The sequence below is a fragment of the Senegalimassilia anaerobia JC110 genome (assembly GCF_000236865.1).
In the GTDB taxonomy this organism is placed as follows: domain Bacteria; phylum Actinomycetota; class Coriobacteriia; order Coriobacteriales; family Eggerthellaceae; genus Senegalimassilia; species Senegalimassilia anaerobia.
Map to the genome: position 1 here is coordinate 1 of NZ_HE611015.1, position 15,996 is coordinate 15,996.

11 protein-coding genes and 2 tRNA genes are annotated in these 15,996 nt (G+C 60.9%); 4 read left to right on the top strand and 9 right to left on the bottom strand.

Translation table 11 applies throughout. From position 1 onward, the window contains the following. Nucleotides 1–756: 756 nt before the first annotated feature. Both SFHG_RS03325 and SFHG_RS03330 read right to left on the bottom strand, forming a co-directional pair. On the bottom strand, nt 757–1,608 hold the full coding sequence (locus tag SFHG_RS03325; protein ID WP_052297787.1) for a metallophosphoesterase family protein: 852 nt from the start codon (nt 1,606–1,608) through the stop codon (nt 757–759). A gap of 15 nt (nt 1,609–1,623) precedes the next feature. Then, entirely contained in the window at nt 1,624–1,950 is a 327-nt protein-coding gene (locus tag SFHG_RS03330; protein ID WP_042433760.1) for a ribbon-helix-helix protein, CopG family, read from the bottom strand. A 1,071-nt stretch (nt 1,951–3,021) separates the two neighbouring features. Here SFHG_RS03330 and SFHG_RS10075 point away from each other — a divergent pair. The 4 genes from SFHG_RS10075 (at nt 3,022) to SFHG_RS03350 (ending at nt 9,162) form a co-directional block, all read left to right on the top strand. Continuing rightward, on the top strand, nt 3,022–4,452 hold the full coding sequence (locus SFHG_RS10075; RefSeq protein ID WP_052297788.1) for a hypothetical protein: 1,431 nt from the start codon (nt 3,022–3,024) through the stop codon (nt 4,450–4,452). 405 nt (nt 4,453–4,857) lie between these two features. Further along, entirely contained in the window at nt 4,858–5,733 is an 876-nt protein-coding gene (locus SFHG_RS03340; protein ID WP_042433762.1) for a methylenetetrahydrofolate reductase, read from the top strand. Continuing rightward, on the top strand, nt 5,730–6,578 hold the full coding sequence (locus SFHG_RS03345; RefSeq protein WP_148514749.1) for a vitamin B12 dependent methionine synthase: 849 nt from the start codon (nt 5,730–5,732) through the stop codon (nt 6,576–6,578). Before SFHG_RS03340 ends, SFHG_RS03345 begins: the two co-directional genes overlap by 4 nt. Beyond that, nucleotides 6,568–9,162, top strand: coding sequence for a homocysteine S-methyltransferase family protein (locus SFHG_RS03350; RefSeq protein ID WP_081468921.1), 2,595 nt, complete (start codon nt 6,568–6,570; stop codon nt 9,160–9,162). The genes SFHG_RS03345 and SFHG_RS03350 overlap by 11 nt, the downstream gene beginning before the upstream one ends. Nucleotides 9,163–9,506: 344 nt before the next feature. Here the strand turns inward: SFHG_RS03350 and SFHG_RS03355 are convergent, their stop codons facing one another. The 7 genes from SFHG_RS03355 to gltX form a co-directional block, all read right to left on the bottom strand. Continuing rightward, nucleotides 9,507–10,856 carry a sodium-dependent transporter gene (locus SFHG_RS03355; protein WP_042433765.1) on the bottom strand — a complete coding sequence of 450 codons (1,350 nt, stop codon included), beginning with the start codon at nt 10,854–10,856 and terminating at the stop codon, nt 9,507–9,509. Nucleotides 10,857–10,910: 54 nt separating this feature from the next. Further along, nucleotides 10,911–10,986: transfer RNA gene (locus SFHG_RS03360), tRNA-Ala, on the bottom strand. 213 nt (nt 10,987–11,199) lie between these two features. Then, nucleotides 11,200–11,275, bottom strand: a tRNA-Ala gene (locus SFHG_RS03365). A 148-nt stretch (nt 11,276–11,423) separates the two neighbouring features. Next, entirely contained in the window at nt 11,424–11,825 is a 402-nt protein-coding gene (locus SFHG_RS03370; protein ID WP_042433777.1) for a PaaI family thioesterase, read from the bottom strand. A 79-nt stretch (nt 11,826–11,904) separates the two neighbouring features. Then, complete coding sequence (locus SFHG_RS03375) at nt 11,905–13,035, bottom strand: hypothetical protein (protein WP_052297790.1); 1,131 nt, start codon at nt 13,033–13,035, stop codon at nt 11,905–11,907. A 33-nt stretch (nt 13,036–13,068) separates the two neighbouring features. Then, nucleotides 13,069–14,142, bottom strand: a complete 1,074-nt coding sequence (locus tag SFHG_RS03380) for an ATP-binding protein (RefSeq protein WP_052297791.1) — start codon at nt 14,140–14,142, stop codon at nt 13,069–13,071. 21 nt (nt 14,143–14,163) lie between these two features. Beyond that, nucleotides 14,164–15,657, bottom strand: a complete 1,494-nt coding sequence (gltX, locus tag SFHG_RS03385; protein ID WP_042433782.1) for a glutamate--tRNA ligase — start codon at nt 15,655–15,657, stop codon at nt 14,164–14,166. Between the last annotated feature and the right edge of the window lie 339 nt (nt 15,658–15,996).

The window sequence follows — 15,996 nt, forward strand, 5'->3', positions numbered from 1 at the left end:
GGGGGACGCCTGAAGGCCTGTGAAGGAGATTGTCTTCTTGCAAGCCCTTTCCGCGGTTGAGGGCGCCGACCCCTTGGATGGCGGCATCCCTCATCAGCGCGGTTGCGAGTTTCCTCTTGGCGATGATGTCTCTATATTGAATTTGCTCGAAACGCCTAACTGGTTACGAGGTGCGCGCGCCTTCCCTATCTTTTCTCGTATTGTCTGGCGTTTTCGTTGGAGTTTTCCTTTTCTTGGCTAGTTGTCCATCCTGAAGCTTCCTGCGCTCGCGGACCTGTTCAATGGGCGATGACCTCACAGCGCAGAAGGTCACATATTGTGCGCCTGAGGGCTCGCAGGGGGGACGTAACGGAGGTGCGCATGTCCCTTGCGAGCTCTTTCCGCGTTTGGGCGGGTCTTTATCTTTGATCCTCCTATTATTGATGCTGCGATTGTGGTTTTTCGATATCGTGGGCAGATCCGTGTTCTTGAAGCGCTAGCTCACTGCGCGCTTCATCTTAAGTCGCCTTGGGCGATTCCGTTTGGCTCCGGGTTTCTGGGGTTTGTGTTAATCTGTGACAGCTGGTTAGAGTCTTTTCAGTTTTGCGATCGCACCGGTGAGTAAAGTTGAAATAGCGGCAATTGAAAGCACTCTGGCACAGTCTTCACTTGTTATTGCTTTCCGATTGAATGCATGTATTTGTTTGTTCTGCAGATGGTATGAAAATAGCCCCGCCAACGCTGGGGCTATTTCATGCCATTAGGGCTGTTTTGCATTTACTCTAGATCGATTTCCAAGGAATCTTGGTCCTCGAGTTCGGAGCAGTAGTCGGGTATCGGTGATTTTTGGTTTCCTGCTGGCTCGGGGAGTAGTTGATAGGGTAGCGACAAGGTCTCTTCGTCATCGGTATCGGCGATGATTTTGGGGTCTGCCAACACGGCTATTCGGTTGTATAGCGCGGTTGTCTTATCTTGGATTTGAGCGTCGATGTGATAATGGCCGCAGAACCAATGGCGGTAAGCTAGACGATCTTGAATTGTTTGGAGCCAGTCGGTGTATTCGTCCATCGGGTGGATTTCCAGGCGATCGGTGTGCTCGGATATGCCTTGCGCGCTAGACGATGGCGCACAATGGGTGATGACGAAGTCGCAATCCCAATCTGCTGCATCAAGTGTTTCAAGTGCTGTTGCTCGCTCTTGCTCATTTGGAATTTCTTCGGTGAACCATGTTTTGCCCTGAATTCGATGCGTCCTGTCGTATTCGCTTGAAGTTGCTCCGCCCATCGTGAAGATTCGATATCCGTCGATGTTGAATAATTGGCCTCGTTTGAGGTGGAGGACGCTGGTTGCTACTTGATGTACCGCTCCTCCATTCCATGTGGTTTCGGGAAGGCTGTTCAGCAGGCTGAAGCCCTCATGATTACCATCAACGAATAGGGTCGTGAAAGGTCTAGCGTCAAGCCAGCGAAGCCAATATTGTTCGCTGGCGGAGTTGTTCCACACAAGGCCGAAGTCGCCGCAGATGATCACGTAGTCATCTTTGGTCAATCCAGCGGTGTCGAAGCAGCTTTCCGAGAGTTTTGCGATGTCGTATGAGGCATGGATATCGCCCGTCACGAAGATGCTCATAAGCTTGATTCGCTTCTAGAACAGCGATGGCGTTTGCGCGGCAGGGGCCGGCTGCGCGGCTTTCGCTTTGCGCGTGGAGCGGGCTGGTTTCATCTGCTTGATTTCCTCAAGCTCGCTCTGCATCGTCTCGCTGCGTTCAAGCAGGGTTTCAAGCTTCTCGGCGAAATCGGAAAGTTGCAGCGCCACGCTGGTTTCTTCCTCTACGTAGCGCTGTAGCGCTTCCGTGATTGCCGCGGTTCGCGTGATGCCGCGCTTGCTGGCAACCTCGTCTACCGTTTCGGCCAGCTTCCGATCTACCCATGCGGCTAGCTGACGTTTGTCTTGACTGTGCTCTACTGCCATAGCTTGATCTCCCGATGCTGTGTTTGTGTAGTATTGTTAAAGCTATGACGCCAGTATAGCCGGTATAAGCCGGTAACCGCTATCGTTTTCCGGAATCATCTCGTGAAGGACGTATCCAGTGCTTATCGCATGGCATGGCACGGCTTCGTTTCGCATTGCATGGCATAGCGTCGCATTGCATTATGCTGCTTCGCACGGCGCGGCTTCGCATCGAACGGCATGGCTTCGTATCTCATGCCATGCCTTGACTCTGCTTCGGTTGCCACGCAACGCGCCTCATGCCGTAGCTTCGTATCGCACTTCTTCGCATCGTGTGCCAGAGCATGGATCTGCGTCGCTCTGCTTCGCATCGCTCGTCATGCCATGGCTTTGCATTGTGTTGCAGGACGTGGTCGGCATGACAGGGCATGGCAGGACATGGTAGAAGTCGCACAAGACGTGTCTTCGTATTGCATGATAGGGCTTTCCTGGCTTTTCTTTGCTTCGCTTCACTTCCTGCTGTTCGCCTGGTCGCGGGGCGTATATCCGTGGATGATCTGCGGACTTCAAATATGGTGCTTAATCGGTAAGAAATACTCGGATAGGGGTCGCGGAGGTGTGTTTTCGTGGATGATCTGCGGACCTGGTTTGCCTCGGCTCCCCGATGCTTGTTTGGGAAAGAGGGCCTGCCGATGTCGTGAGTGGGCACGAGAGGGTGGTTAAGGCAGCCAGGCGGGGCAGTGCCGTCTGCTTGCTAGGTTGATTCTCGGTCGCTGTTTTTCGTCTTTTGCGTTCTTGCTTTCTTTGCACTTGCTGCTTTCAGTTTCGGGTCGGTGGTTCCTGTGCTTGCACGTTCGAGCTAAAGGCGAGTAGCTGGTTGTGAGCTTCGCTTCGGTGGATTTGTGGAATTGATCCGGGTGCAAGGGAACGTCTTCCGGTTTGGTGAGGGCGCTGTTCGATCTACTGGAAAGATGTATCGGTAACCGGCCTGCAAGGTTTGGCGGTGCGGTATGCGAGATGCGGGCAAGGGTTGTGTAAGATGGCGGCGTCATGCTGGTTTGCGAAGTGATTTGCGCTTGAAAGGAACCGGTTATGGCTACCATGAATATCTGCTTGTCCCACGATGCGGCATTTCGCTGGCTTGTGCGGAATCGCAACCCTCGCATCACGGGGAACAGGACCACGGCTCGGGTGCTGCCTTGCACGTCGCCGTTTGTTTCCGAGAGTAAGACGCTTCGTTCGCTTTTGGGCATCGAGGATGGCAAGCTCGAGGTGCTTGTGCGGACTTCGGCGGGCAGACGCGACGGTGATTGCTTGCGGTCCCATTATTCGGGAAGCGTGTATCCAGCAGGATCGTTTGTGAAAGTGCCTGTTGAGGGGTTCGGCGCGGTTTGCTGCTCGTCCCCTGAGCTGACGTTTTTGCAGATTGCGGTCAAACATACCTTGTTGGAAACGGTGTATATGGGTTATGCGCTCTGCTCGTCGTATCGGATCGATGCCGATGCTGAAAACGGGATCGCTTTACGAGAGGGCGATGATGAGCCGTTGACGTCCGCTGCAAGAATCGGCCAGTATCTGGCGAAGGTCGATGGGGCCTATGGGACGGCGAAGGCGCGTCGTGCCCTTGCCTATGTACGAGATGGATCGATTTCGCCGACGGAATCTGCGATGGCGATGGCCTTGAGCATGCCGCGACGTTTCGGCGGGTTTGCGGCGGGGGATGTGGTTCTTGGCGAGAATGTTGCAGGAAGAGGCTGTTTGTCAGTGGCGGAGGGCTCGGGTGCATCTGGCCGCATGCTGACCGTACGTTCAACGAGCCGAAGGCGCGATGTGGCGGCGTTGAACATCTCGTTGCCTGATGGGATCGGCGGGCGAAGGGCGAATGGCCTTGCCTGTGGCATCGATGACCCGGAGGACCCTGAGGAGCTTCCCGTGGCAGCGTTTTGCGCGCGGCATGGCGGCACCACGCTCGATCGGGGAAGCGAGGCTGCGGATGCAGAGGGCGACCAAAGGGCAAAGAAAACGGTTGGAGCCGCACCGGCGGGTGCGAAGGATGCTCGAGACGCAAGGAAGATGGATCGAAATGCGAGTGGAGAAGTTGAGGTATCGAATAAAGGGCTTGGAGGGTTGCGGCGTCGGGCGATATTAGTGCGTCCCGAGCAGGTGCATGAATTCGATGCTTATGTGCAGCTGTGCGAGAAGGTTGCAGGAAGGATGCGTCGTCGAAGCATGCCGAGGGGCGGTTTTGCGGAATCTTGCGAGTTGTTGGAGTTGGAGGCGGCGCAGGGGGCGGGGGTGAACGGGGAGGCAGGTGGGTTGTCGGCCTTCGAGGATGAAGCCGAGGCTAAACAGCGAGCGAAAGAAGCACGTCAGCTTGCGAAAAGGGTCGAACTCTGGCAGACGCTCGTATGCTTCAGCGCGTTTCGTCAAAGCGAAACCGGCAGCAGCGTGAATGTGTTCGATCCTCCCTCTGATCGCAACTGCGCGCGTAGAGGGGAGGGCGAAGACCTGCCTCGGGAGTAACCCTGGCCTTTCCGCCGATGGAGTCGGCGGCAGCGATACCGGGAGGGCGGCATCATGGCGCGTGAAGGTTCGAGCTCGTCCCGAAGTCACGCTGGCGGATGCTAGCCGGTGTGACGTATCTCGATGTAAGTTCGTTCAACCCTCCCTTCCCGTCGACGGCGTAGTTAGCGAAACCGGTGAGGGCGACATGTTGATGGGTAAGATTGCGTTAACGAATGCCTGCCATAAACTCGATGCTTGCTGTGTGTCGGTACTCGATCCTCCCGGCAATCGTGTTGGCAGATAGGTCGCATTCTCAAAAAAGCATACCTCCGTGCAAGGAATTATCGATGACGGAAAGGCCTGTGTCGTTATAATTAGCAGCGCCATAGATACTGATGACGGAAAATGACAAAAGGCAGCATTATGGATACCGTAGAGAACATCTTCGCGCAAGCTCGTCAGATGGGCGCGCAGCCGGTTTCGTTCGAGATCTTCCCGCCGAAAGGCGAGCTGAGCATGGAGTCGGCGCGCACGATCGCGCAGGAGCTTGCAAAGCTCGATCCCGCGTTCATCAGCGTTACGTATTCCGCGGGCGGCAGCGGCAACAAGCAGGCCACCGCTGAAATCGCCGCAATGATCCAAGACGATCATGACGTCCCTGCTGTGGCTCACCTGACCTGCGCCGGCGCATCGCAGCAGTCGATTTCAACGGCTGTGGCCGACATGAAGGACCGAGGTATACGCAATGTGCTTGCATTGCGCGGCGATTTGCCGGAGGGCTACGAACCCGGTGATTTCCTGTACGCCAAAGATCTTATCCCGGTGTTGGCGGACGCCGGCTTTTGCGTGGGCGCTGCGGCGTATCCCGAGGGCCATATCGATTGCGACTCGCTTCGCTTGAACGTGGAGCATCTGAGGCAGAAGCAGGATGCGGGCGCAAGCTTCTTGGTCACGCAGCTGTTCTTCGACAACGACTGCTTCTATCGCTTTCGCGAAGGGGCCGAGGCTGCCGGCATCACCGTGCCGATAACCGCGGGCATCATGCCGTTCATGAGCAAGGCGCAGATCCAGCGCATGGTGTTCATGTGCGGGGCTTCGCTTCCCAGTCCCATCATCAAGCTGCTCGCGCGATATGAGGACGACCCGGCAAGCTTGCGCCAGGCCGGCATTGAATACGCGTGCCGCCAACTGACCGACTTGCAGGCGCATGGCGTCGAGGGGCTGCATGTGTACACCATGAACAACCCTGAGATCGCCCGTGCGGCCTCGTGCGCGTTGAAGGTGGCGCTGGTTTCGTGATGGTGCGCTATGGACGTCTTGGCGCAGGGGGCGTGCCTAATGCGCGGCTCGATCGCAGCGAGGCGCTGAGATATCTGGGATACACGGGTCAGCAGGTCGATGAGGCGCTGCTGACCCGTTTCAATAGGCTGGCCGATGAGTGCGAGAGGGTTATCGCGCCTTCGTTCGCCTGGAGCGTCTTCGGCATCGATGAGAAGCGAACGTGTTGGGAGGCGCCGGAGCCTGCGGCGACGGGTTCGCCTGACGCCCTTGATGCGGCGATGGATGCGGCCGAGAGCCGCAGCGCGGTGTCGAGCCAGGGGGCCGGATGCGGGAAGGGGCTCGTTCCCCAGGTGGCTTTGGCGGGCTGCGATCTTGTCCTCGAGGGCAACAGCATCGCCGGGCATTTGCGCGGGGCTTGCAAGGTTGCGCTGATGGCGTGCACGCTCGGCGCCGTCAGCGAGCGGGAGATGCGAAAGCATGAGGCCATCAGCGTGGCGGACGGCGTGATGTTCGGAGCTTGCTGCTCGGCGCTGGTCGAGGCGGCGGCGAACATCACCGAAGATGCTATCGTCCGCTTCGCCCATGATATGGGTCTGAGCACGAACTGGCGTTTCAGCCCCGGCTATGGCGACTTGCCGCTGAATGTGCAGCCGGCGTTTTTGGGAGTCCTTGATGCGAGTCGGCGCTTGGGCATCACGGTAACGTCGACGAACATGCTCGTTCCGGTGAAAAGCGTTACCGCCGTGCTAGGTTTGTTCGATGAGCCCGATAATGGCGGCGAAGCGCGCGATGCCTGCGCGGTTTGCCGTTTGAGAGATGGTTGCGAGTTAAGGAAAAGAGGGATTACCTGCCATGGGAGATAGCGTGCGCGCGCACAAGGAGCTGACCGGCGGTTGGGCGAAGGCGGCACAGCTGCCCCAGCCCGATTTGTCGGGACTTGCCATCAAAGACGAGCATTTGAAACGAGCGCTGCTCGGGCAGGATTTTCTGGTGGTGGACGGGGCCATGGGTACGCAGCTGCAGGAGCGGGGTCTTGCCGATGCGGGGCAGATTCCCGAGCTGCTCAACTTCTCGCATCCCGACGACATCGCGGCTATCCATAAGGCCTATGTCGATGCTGGTGCCGAGGTCATCACTACGAACACGTTCGGGGCGAACCGGTTGAAGCTGGAAGGTGCCGCAAGCGTTGAAGAGGTGTATCGTGCGGCTGTCGGATGCGCCCGTGCCGCCGGCGCGCCTTACATCGCCGGCGATGTCGGTCCGACGGGTGCGCTGTTGGAACCTATGGGAACCATGAGCTTCGAAGAGGCTTACGACCTGTTCGCCGAGCAGGTGCGCGCCGTTGCCGCCGCCGGCTGCGATGTGGTGCTGATCGAGACCATGGCCGACTTGCGCGAGGCGAAGGCGGCGCTGCTGGCTGCTCAGGAAAACTGCGATCTGCCGGTGTTCGCCACCATGACCTTCGGCGAGGATGGGCGCACGTTTTTGGGCACGTCGCCGGAAGTGGCCGCGGAGGTGCTTTCGGGCATGGGCGCGCATGCCGTGGGTTTGAACTGCTCGCTTGGTCCGGCGGAGCTGTTGGGCGCCGCGCAGGATATGGCGCGTCGCTCGCGATGCCCATTGATGGTGCAGCCGAACGCAGGCCTGCCGCGCGTGGAGGACGGGGTCACCGTGTTCGACGTGTCGCCCGAGGATTTCGCCGCCGCCATGGAGGGTATGCTCGATGCGGGCGCTTCGGTCATCGGCGGGTGCTGCGGCACGTCGCCGGAATACACGCGCGAGCTTCGTCGCATGGCGGATGCCCGCCGCGTGCCGGCGCCGCGCGCCTACGAGCCCGCTTGCGTGCTGTGCAGCGCCCAGGAGGCCGTGGTGCTTCCGGTGGGCGTGCCCCGCATCGCCGTGATCGGCGAGCGCATCAACCCTACGGGCAAGCCTAAGCTCAAGGCCGCGCTGCGGGCGGGTGACCTGGATTACCTGGTGGGCGAGGCCGTTTCGCAGCAGGAGCTGGGCGCCGATGTTCTCGATGTCAACGTGGGCCTTCCCGAGCTTGATGAGCCTGCTGTGCTGGCAGCTGCAGTGGACAAGCTATCCTCTACGGTCACGTTGCCGCTGGTGGTGGATTCGTCCGACCCGGTGGCGGTGGAGGCGGCGGTGCGCGGTTACGCCGGCAAACCGCTCATCAACAGCGTCAACGGCAAACGGGAAAGCCTGGAGGCCGTGCTTCCCATCGTGAAGCGCTACGGATGCGCCGTGATCGGCCTTGCCCTTGACGAAGAGGGCATCCCGCCCACTGCCGAGGGGCGTTTCGCCGTTGCCGAGCGGATCGTGGAAGCCGCCGAGCGTTACGGCATCCCGCGAACCGATGTGGTCATCGACTGCCTGACCATGGCGTGTGCTACCAACCAATCGGAGGCGCTTGAGATATTGCGCGCAGTGACCATGGTGAAGGAGCGCCTGGGCGTGCGCACGGCGCTCGGCGTGTCCAACATCAGCTTCGGCCTGCCTCAGCGCAACATGGTGAACTCGACGTTTTTGGCCGCCGCGTTCGGATGCGGGCTGGATATGCCTATTTTGAACCCGAAGGCGAAGCGCTACACCGACACGGTGAACACGTTCAGGGTACTGAACTGCCAGGATGCCGGCGCCGTCGAGTTCATCGGGGAGTATGCCGACGCCGCGGACCCGTATACGGCAGGCGCGGCGGGAGCGGGTGTTGCCGCGGGTGCTGCGGAGGCAGCGCAGCCTTCGAGGGCTGCCGATTCGGCAGCGGAATGCCCGGTGGCGGTCCCTGATTCGCTTTCGGACGCCGCCGATGCCGTTCGCGACATGGTGCATCTCATCCTGACGGGTCGAAGGGGCCCGATGGGGCCTGCCACTGAGGCGTTGCTCAAGGGATATAACCCGCTCGACCTGGTCAACGGCGTGTTCGTCCCCGCACTTGATGTGGTGGGGCAGAAGTTCGATAAGGGAGAGTTCTTTCTTCCGCAGCTTATGGCTTCCGCCGAGGCGGTGAAGGTGGGATTCGACGTGGTCAAGGCGCACATGGGTGATTCGGCCGACGACGGCGTGGGGTCGAACGCCATCGCGGTGGCCACGGTGAAAGGCGACATCCACGATATCGGCAAGAACATCGTCAAGATGCTGTTGGAGAACTACGGCTTCCGCGTGGTCGACCTTGGCCGCGACGTCGAGCCGGAAGAAGTGCTGCGCGTGGCAAGCGAGCAGGGTATCCGCTTGGTGGGGCTTTCGGCGCTTATGACGACCACGGTCCGTGCCATGGAGCAGACGGTGGAGCTTCTGCATGAGAAGCTGCCGGGTTGCAAGGTGATGGTCGGCGGCGCGGTTTTGACGTCCGAGTACGCCGAGCAGATCGGCGCGGACTATTATGCCAAGGACGCCGCGGAATCGGCTCGCATCGCCGAGCGTTTCTTCGCCGAACGGGGCTAGCGCGGCAAACGGCGCCGCGGGGCGATGGCTGCGGGTTTCAGCCGGGTAGGGCTGGATTGCGCGTCGATCGCCTTAGATGCTGCGGCTTGTCGGCGTCGGTTCGGCCCGCTGCGGCGTTGGGCTGCGCGAGCCGGTCCGATGCCGGGCTGGCGATGCTGCTGCGTTCGATCTTGCCACTCCAGCAGATATCGACTTGGCAGTTAGGGGCTTTTAGAATCTGGCTTTTTCCCTGCATGATAAGAGAAGGCCTGCATGCTACGTGGAGCATGCAGGCCTTCGCGGTTTTGTGAGGCTGTTGGGGCCGCCGTGGAAGCGGCGTTCAGATGATGCGGCGGCGCTTTGCGCTATCCGATGCCGCCGAGCACGATGCCCAGGATGATGACGATCGCCGTGAGCGGGACGAACAGATAGCGTCCCATAAACTCGAACCATGCGCCTACGGGCTTCTCTCGTCCCATCTGAGCCTGTTTTGAGGCGAAACCCTTGGGGCACACCCAGAAGAACATCACGGCAGCTATAAGCGCCCCCAACGGGATTGCGTAGATGCTGACGGCATCCATCCAGGCGCTGACCGCATCGCCGTTCTCGATGAAGGCGCCGACGCCCATGGAGACGGCGGCCACGATGGCCACGGCGGCCCAGCGGGGAAGGCGCGCCTGCTGTTGCAGCGCCTCGATCGGCGGTTCGTAGAGGTTCACCAAGCTGGTGATGGCGGCGCAGGCTACGGCCAGGAAAAACAAGAAGCAGAACAGCCCGCCGAAGGGCATCTCCTCGAACACCTGCGGAAGCACGATGAACAGAAGCGGGGGGCCTGCCTGGGTGTCGGCTCCGAATGCGAACACGGCCGGCACCACCACCATGGCCGACAAAACCGCGGCCAGCGTGCTGAACACCACGACGTTGCGCGCCGACGAGACCACGTTCACGTCTTTCTTCAGGTAGCTGCCGTATACCAGCGTGCCGCCTCCGGCAAGCGACAGTCCGAAGAACGCCTGCCCAAGCGCAAGCACCCAGGTTTGCGGGTTGGCGAGCGCCTCCCAGCGCGGCATGAACAGGTAGGCGTAGCCATCGATTGCGCCGGGCAGCATGGCCACGCGAACGAGCAGCACGCAGAACAGGACGAAGAACAGCGGCATCATGATTTTGTTCAGGCGCTCAATGCCGCGTGAGATACCCAAGATCATAACGGCTAGCGTGATGATGAGCGCCGCGGCGTGCCAGCCGATGCTTCCGAAATCGCCGGTGATCTGACCGAAGTACGCGCCCATGTCCGGTTGGGCGAGCAGCGTTCCGGTTGCGGCGGCGAACAGGTACTTGAGGAACCATCCCAAAACGACGGTGTAACCGATGGCGATGCCGAGCGCGGCGAGCACGGGCACGATGCCGATGGCTTTGCCGATACGCGTTGCGTGGGATACGCCTCGGAGTTCGAGGGCTTTGCCGAATGCGCCCATCGGACCGCATCCCATGGCGCGGCCAAACGACATCTCGCCCACCACGCCGGTAAGGCCGAGCAGCACGACGAAGAACAGGTAGGGGATAAGGAAGGCCGCTCCGCCGAGCTGTGAAACGCGGTACGGGAACAGCCAGATGCCCGATAGGCCTACGGCGGATCCGATGCAGGCGATGATGAAGGCGGTGCGCGAGGTGAACGAGTCGCGGGTTTGCGAATCGCCGGATGTGGTCTGCGCCATGGGTTCCCCTTTCCGCGGCAATAAAAAAGCCGCCCTAAAGGCGGCTGTTAAATTTGGTGGAGCCTAGGGGGATCGAACCCCTGACCTCATGGCTGCCAGCCATGCGCTCTCCCAGCTGAGCTAAGGCCCCGAATCAGGTGCGTTGACTATTATACGGAAACCGCTTTAGCGCGCAACCCCCTATTTCAAATTTTTTTCAGCAGGGTTTTCAGGCGGGGATGGGTGTTTGATTCGCAAGCTTCTCCGAACGACCGGTACTTGTTATATCGAACCCAGTCGTATACGTAGTACATCAAAGGTTGAGAAATAAAAAAGGTTCGGCGTATGCCGAACCTAGAAAATTTGGTGGAGCCTAGGGGGATCGAACCCCTGACCTCATGGCTGCCAGCCATGCGCTCTCCCAGCTGAGCTAAGGCCCCGAATCAGGTGCGTTGACTATTATACGGAAACCGTTTCAGTGCGCAACCCCTAATTTTGAAAATTTTTTCGGCAGCGATTCTGGATGGGCTGAGCGTTTGATTTGCAAGTTCAGCAGTGCAGCTAAGGTCGTCGAATCCCTTCTGACGATTATCGGTAGCAGGTTGCGGTCATGCGGGCCACTTTGCGGCCCGTGTCGTCGGAGACGTTCACCGTGTAGAAGCCAAGCTTCCTTCCCGATTTGTCGACGTCGCATTCGGCGATGAGCTTGCTTCCCTTGGCAGCGCTCAGGAACTCGATGGTATTGCTTACCGAGACCGTGGGCTGCTCGTTTACGTTGCAGGCGATGGCCAGGCAGAAGTCGGCAAGGGTGAAAATCGCCCCGCCCATGACTCCGCCTTGGGCATTGTAGTGGATCCGCTCGAGCGGCATCTCGCAAACGGCGTGGCCCATGGCGGCTTCGATGACGGTGCAGCCCGCGGCCTCCGTGGCGAACTTGTCATCGGCGAAGAACTCGCGAACCTGATCGATGGCGGGGTTTTCGGGGAGCATGGGCGTCCTTTCGGTGGTGGCGGGTGAGAAAGAAACGCCCTCCGATGCTTGTCGAAGGGCGCGTGATGGCTTGTGCGGGTTATTCAGTTGGCGTTGCTGTGGTGCCGAACAGCTCCAGCCATTCGCCGTTTTCCACGGTGATGGTTTGCGTGCTTCCGCGCAGCAAGGGCTTGGAGTCGGTGATGGAATCGTCGTCGAAGTCGAGGTCCTTCATCACGTAGGCGGCGTAGTCCTGCGAGGCGTTGCGCGGGGCATCGGGGCTGACGGCAATGGAGTAGGTTCCCGCGGGGATGTCTTGGCCGACGCGGTACAGGCCGCTGGCGTAGGGTGCCTGCGGCTGGAAATCGGCTTGGTCGGCGGGGATCATCAGCATGCTGGCGGAACTAGGCATGAACACGACGACCTGCCCGTCTTCAAGATCGGCGAAGTAATTGCCCGTGTAAGTAACCGCGGCGTCCATGTTGTAGGTGCCGAACCCTTCGGGATCGAACAGGTAGCACTCCGATTCGGTCGACGGGTTTCCCTGGAGGAAGTACAGGCCCTCGTCGATGTCTCGACCCACCACGTACACGCCCGGGGCGGCCTTGCCCTCGTCGTCGATATCGCAGGGCAGGTCGCCTGCCGCCTCCTTGATGTCGGAAAGCGTGAAGCCGCCGTAATAATCGCTATCAGGCAGGTCATCGGGGTCGTAGCCGTACGGCAGGTCGTCGAAATCGAACGAATGCACGCCGTCGGCGCGGCTGTGAAGCGAATCGGCCACCATGCCCACGGTGGCGAAGCCCACGCATCCGCCAAGCCCCATGAGAAACGCCAGCGCGCAGCCCAGAAGCACCCAAGGCCACTTCTTCGCAGGTTTCGGCGCGACGGCAGCATAGGGGTTTGCGGGCGGCTGAGGTGCGCCATAGGAAGGTTGCGTGTAGGGAGCCTGCGGGGCGGCGGCGTATACGGAAGGCTGCTGAGCGGTTTGCGGGACGGCGGCAGGGTCGGCGTTGCCGGGCGCCTGTACAGGGCTTGCAGCCGTGTCAGGCTGCGGGCTTTGCGACGCTGCCGAATGCGCGGGGTCGTTGGGGCTCATGCCGGCGTTGCCGCCTGCTTGCGATCCGTGTGCTTGCGTAGCGCCCGCAGGGGTTTCGGGCTGTTCGCCTTGCGGGGGCGTTTGTTGAGTTGATTCGTAGGGATTGGAATCATGGTTGTTGCGAGGCTGGTTCATGGAAGCGCTCCTAACGGTTTGTTCCCGGCTATCTTAGCACGCAGCCTCGGAGACGGGCTTGGTTGTTAACGTGATGGCATTGCGGGGGCACGCCGACTCGCACAGGCCGCAGCCTATACAGTAGCGCCAGTCGAGGGTAAGCGTGCCGTCTTGGGCGTCGGGCACAAGCGCACCGGTGGGGCAGGCGCGGGTGCAGCGCAGGCAGCCCTCGCAGGCATCGGCGTCTATTTCAGGCAGGGAAAGCTCCACCCGCGCCGCCATATCGGGCTGGGCGCCAAGCGCCTGCAGCAGCAGGTTTCGCGATGCCCCCATGACGCGCTTCACGCGCCCGTGCGGGGCGAACTTGTTGAATTGCGTGCCGTTTCCCAGGTCGAGCCGCTGATGGGCGGCGAACCGCTCGTTTTGCTCGCGCAGCGTTTGCAGGCGGGCGTCGGTGCGTTCGCGCGTGGTGCCCGATGCCGCGTCCTTGAGCTGCGAGAGCATGTCGGTGAACAGGCTGCGGCGGTCCCCGTCGGCGCCGGCGTTGGCAAGCCCGGCGAGCAGGCCCTCGTCAGCGGCCTGGGGCAGCGACGGCGCGAACCCCACATTGCGCTGCGTCCATTCCTCGGCTTGCGCGATGCGCTCGGCGTAGAGGGCTTGCGCAGGCCCGCCCGCCTTCGCGCAAGTTTCGCAGCGCTCCATGTCGATGGCCACCTGCACATCGGCCCCTTCGGCCAGCAGCGCGGCCCACAGCTGGGCCGGTAGCATGGCCAAGCAGGGGAGCGTCACCACGTTGCTTGCGAGGTCGTCTTGCTCCGAGACGTTTTCAGCGCAGGTGATGATAGCGGGCCTGGCGCCCATGGCGGCCCGCCGCGCGTCGGCATGGGCCTGCGTGAGCGTATAGCTTGTGGAAGCGAACGCGTCGCAGGTTCCCTGGCAGATGCCGCACAGCGAGCAAGCAGCATTGTCTATGACGGGCGGCTTGCCCTCGGGAAAGGACAGGGCGCCTTTCGGGCAGGCTTCGCCGCAGCGCGTGCAATCGGCGCCTCGGGTGCGTATGCACAGATCCCGCAGCACGAGGATGCGCTGCGGGATCTGATACGGCTGTTGTTGGTTGGTTTCGGTCAACAGGTGCCTTCCGTGTTCGGGTTATGCGCCGATGACCTGCTCGGTGACCTGGTCGATGCGGGCGAGCACATCTTCGCGCGGCATGAGCTCGATGGACTCGAACAGCGGCGGGGAGACCATGTTGCCGCACACGGCCACGCGCAGCGGCTGCAGCACGAACTTCAGCTTCATGTCCATGCTGTCGCCCAGCTCGCGGCAGGCGGCCTCAAGGCCGGCTGCTTCCCAGGCGCGGGACTCGTCGGCCAGGATGGCGCGGCAGTTTGCCAGGGCCTCGTCGGCGCGGGCGCCTTCCTTGAGTAGCACCTTCTTCACCGACTTCTCGTCGAGCTCGGCGACGTTGGCGCCCCAGAACATGTAGGCGAGCTTCGCGGGCACCTCGTCGAGGCGCTGCAGGCGCTCGGACACCAGCGGGTAGAGCTTGGCGTACCATTCCGGGCGCGCGTCGATGTCGGCCTCGGATGCGCCGGCCTGCACGAGCCATGGGCGGCTTGCGGCAACCCATTCGTCGGCGCCCATGCGCTGGATGTACTGGCCGTTCATCCACTCGAGCTTGGTCTGGTCGAAGATGGCGTCCTTCTTCGTGATGCGGTCCAGGGTGAACTTGGCGCACAGGGTCTCGCGGTCGATGATGGTGGTCTCGCCGTCAAGGCTCCAGCCGAGCAGCGCCAGGAAGTTCACCATGGTGTCGGGCAGGAAGCCGTTGTCGCGGAACTCCTCGACGCTGGCGGCGCCGTGGCGCTTGGACAGCTTGTGGCCGTCGGAGCCCAAGATCATGGACAGGTGCGCGAAGGTGGGCACGTCGTAGCCGAGGGCCTCGTAGATGAGGATCTGGCGTGGGGTGTTGGACAGGTGGTCATCGCCGCGGATGACGTGCGTGATGCCCATGTTGGCGTCGTCGCAGACCACGGCGAAGTTATAGGTGGGCGTGCCGTCGGTGCGCACGACGATCATGTCGTCCATGACGTCGGCGGGGAAGGACATATGGCCGTAGACGGCGTCGTCGAACTCGATGGGGCCGTGCTCGAGCGGCACCTTCAGGCGCCACACGTGCGGCTCGCCGGCCTCGATGCGGCGGGCGGCCTCGGCGGGGTCGATATCGCGGCACGTGCGGTCGTAGCCGGCATAGCCGCCATCTTCGGCTTCGGCCTTCGCGCGCTTGGCGTCAAGCTCGTCTTTCGTGCAGAAGCACGGGTAGACCATGCCGCGCTCTTTTAGGCGCTCAAGGGCGTCAGCGTAGGTGTCGAAGCGCTGGGTCTGGAAGTACGGGCCGCACTCGCCGCCGACCTCCGGGCCCTCGTCCCAGTCAAGGCCGAGCCACTTCATGGCGTTCAGGATGACCTGCGTGTTCTCCTCGGTGGAACGGGTGGGATCGGTGTCCTCGATGCGTAGGATGAAGGTGCCGCCTGTGGCGCGGGCGAACGCCCAGTTGTAGATTGCCGTGCGGGCGCCGCCGACGTGCAGCTTGCCCGTAGGGGAAGGCGCGAAACGGACGCGCACCGGTTTGCTCTCAGTCATGGTTCGTTAGTTCCTTTACGTGTTTGAATCATCAGTTGTTTCAGTATAGGCGGCTTGAGCGCAGCTGCAAGATGGGCATATGCGTTTACCACCCAAAATGCGAAATACTGCTAAACGATGTGATTGAACTTGCTAATGCTTGACGCTCGTCGATTAAGCGGTTGCCCGAGTCTCATGAATGAGGGATGCTTATTTCGTTTGGGGCAATAGAAGTGCATTTCTCTTCGCTGGAGGTCATGCATGTTCTTCTCTCGGTCGGTTAAGAGGAAGTCTTATTCTGGCTATTTTAAAAACGAAACCAAAGGGAAACGTGCAGCTCGATAGCCCCGATTCGTACTG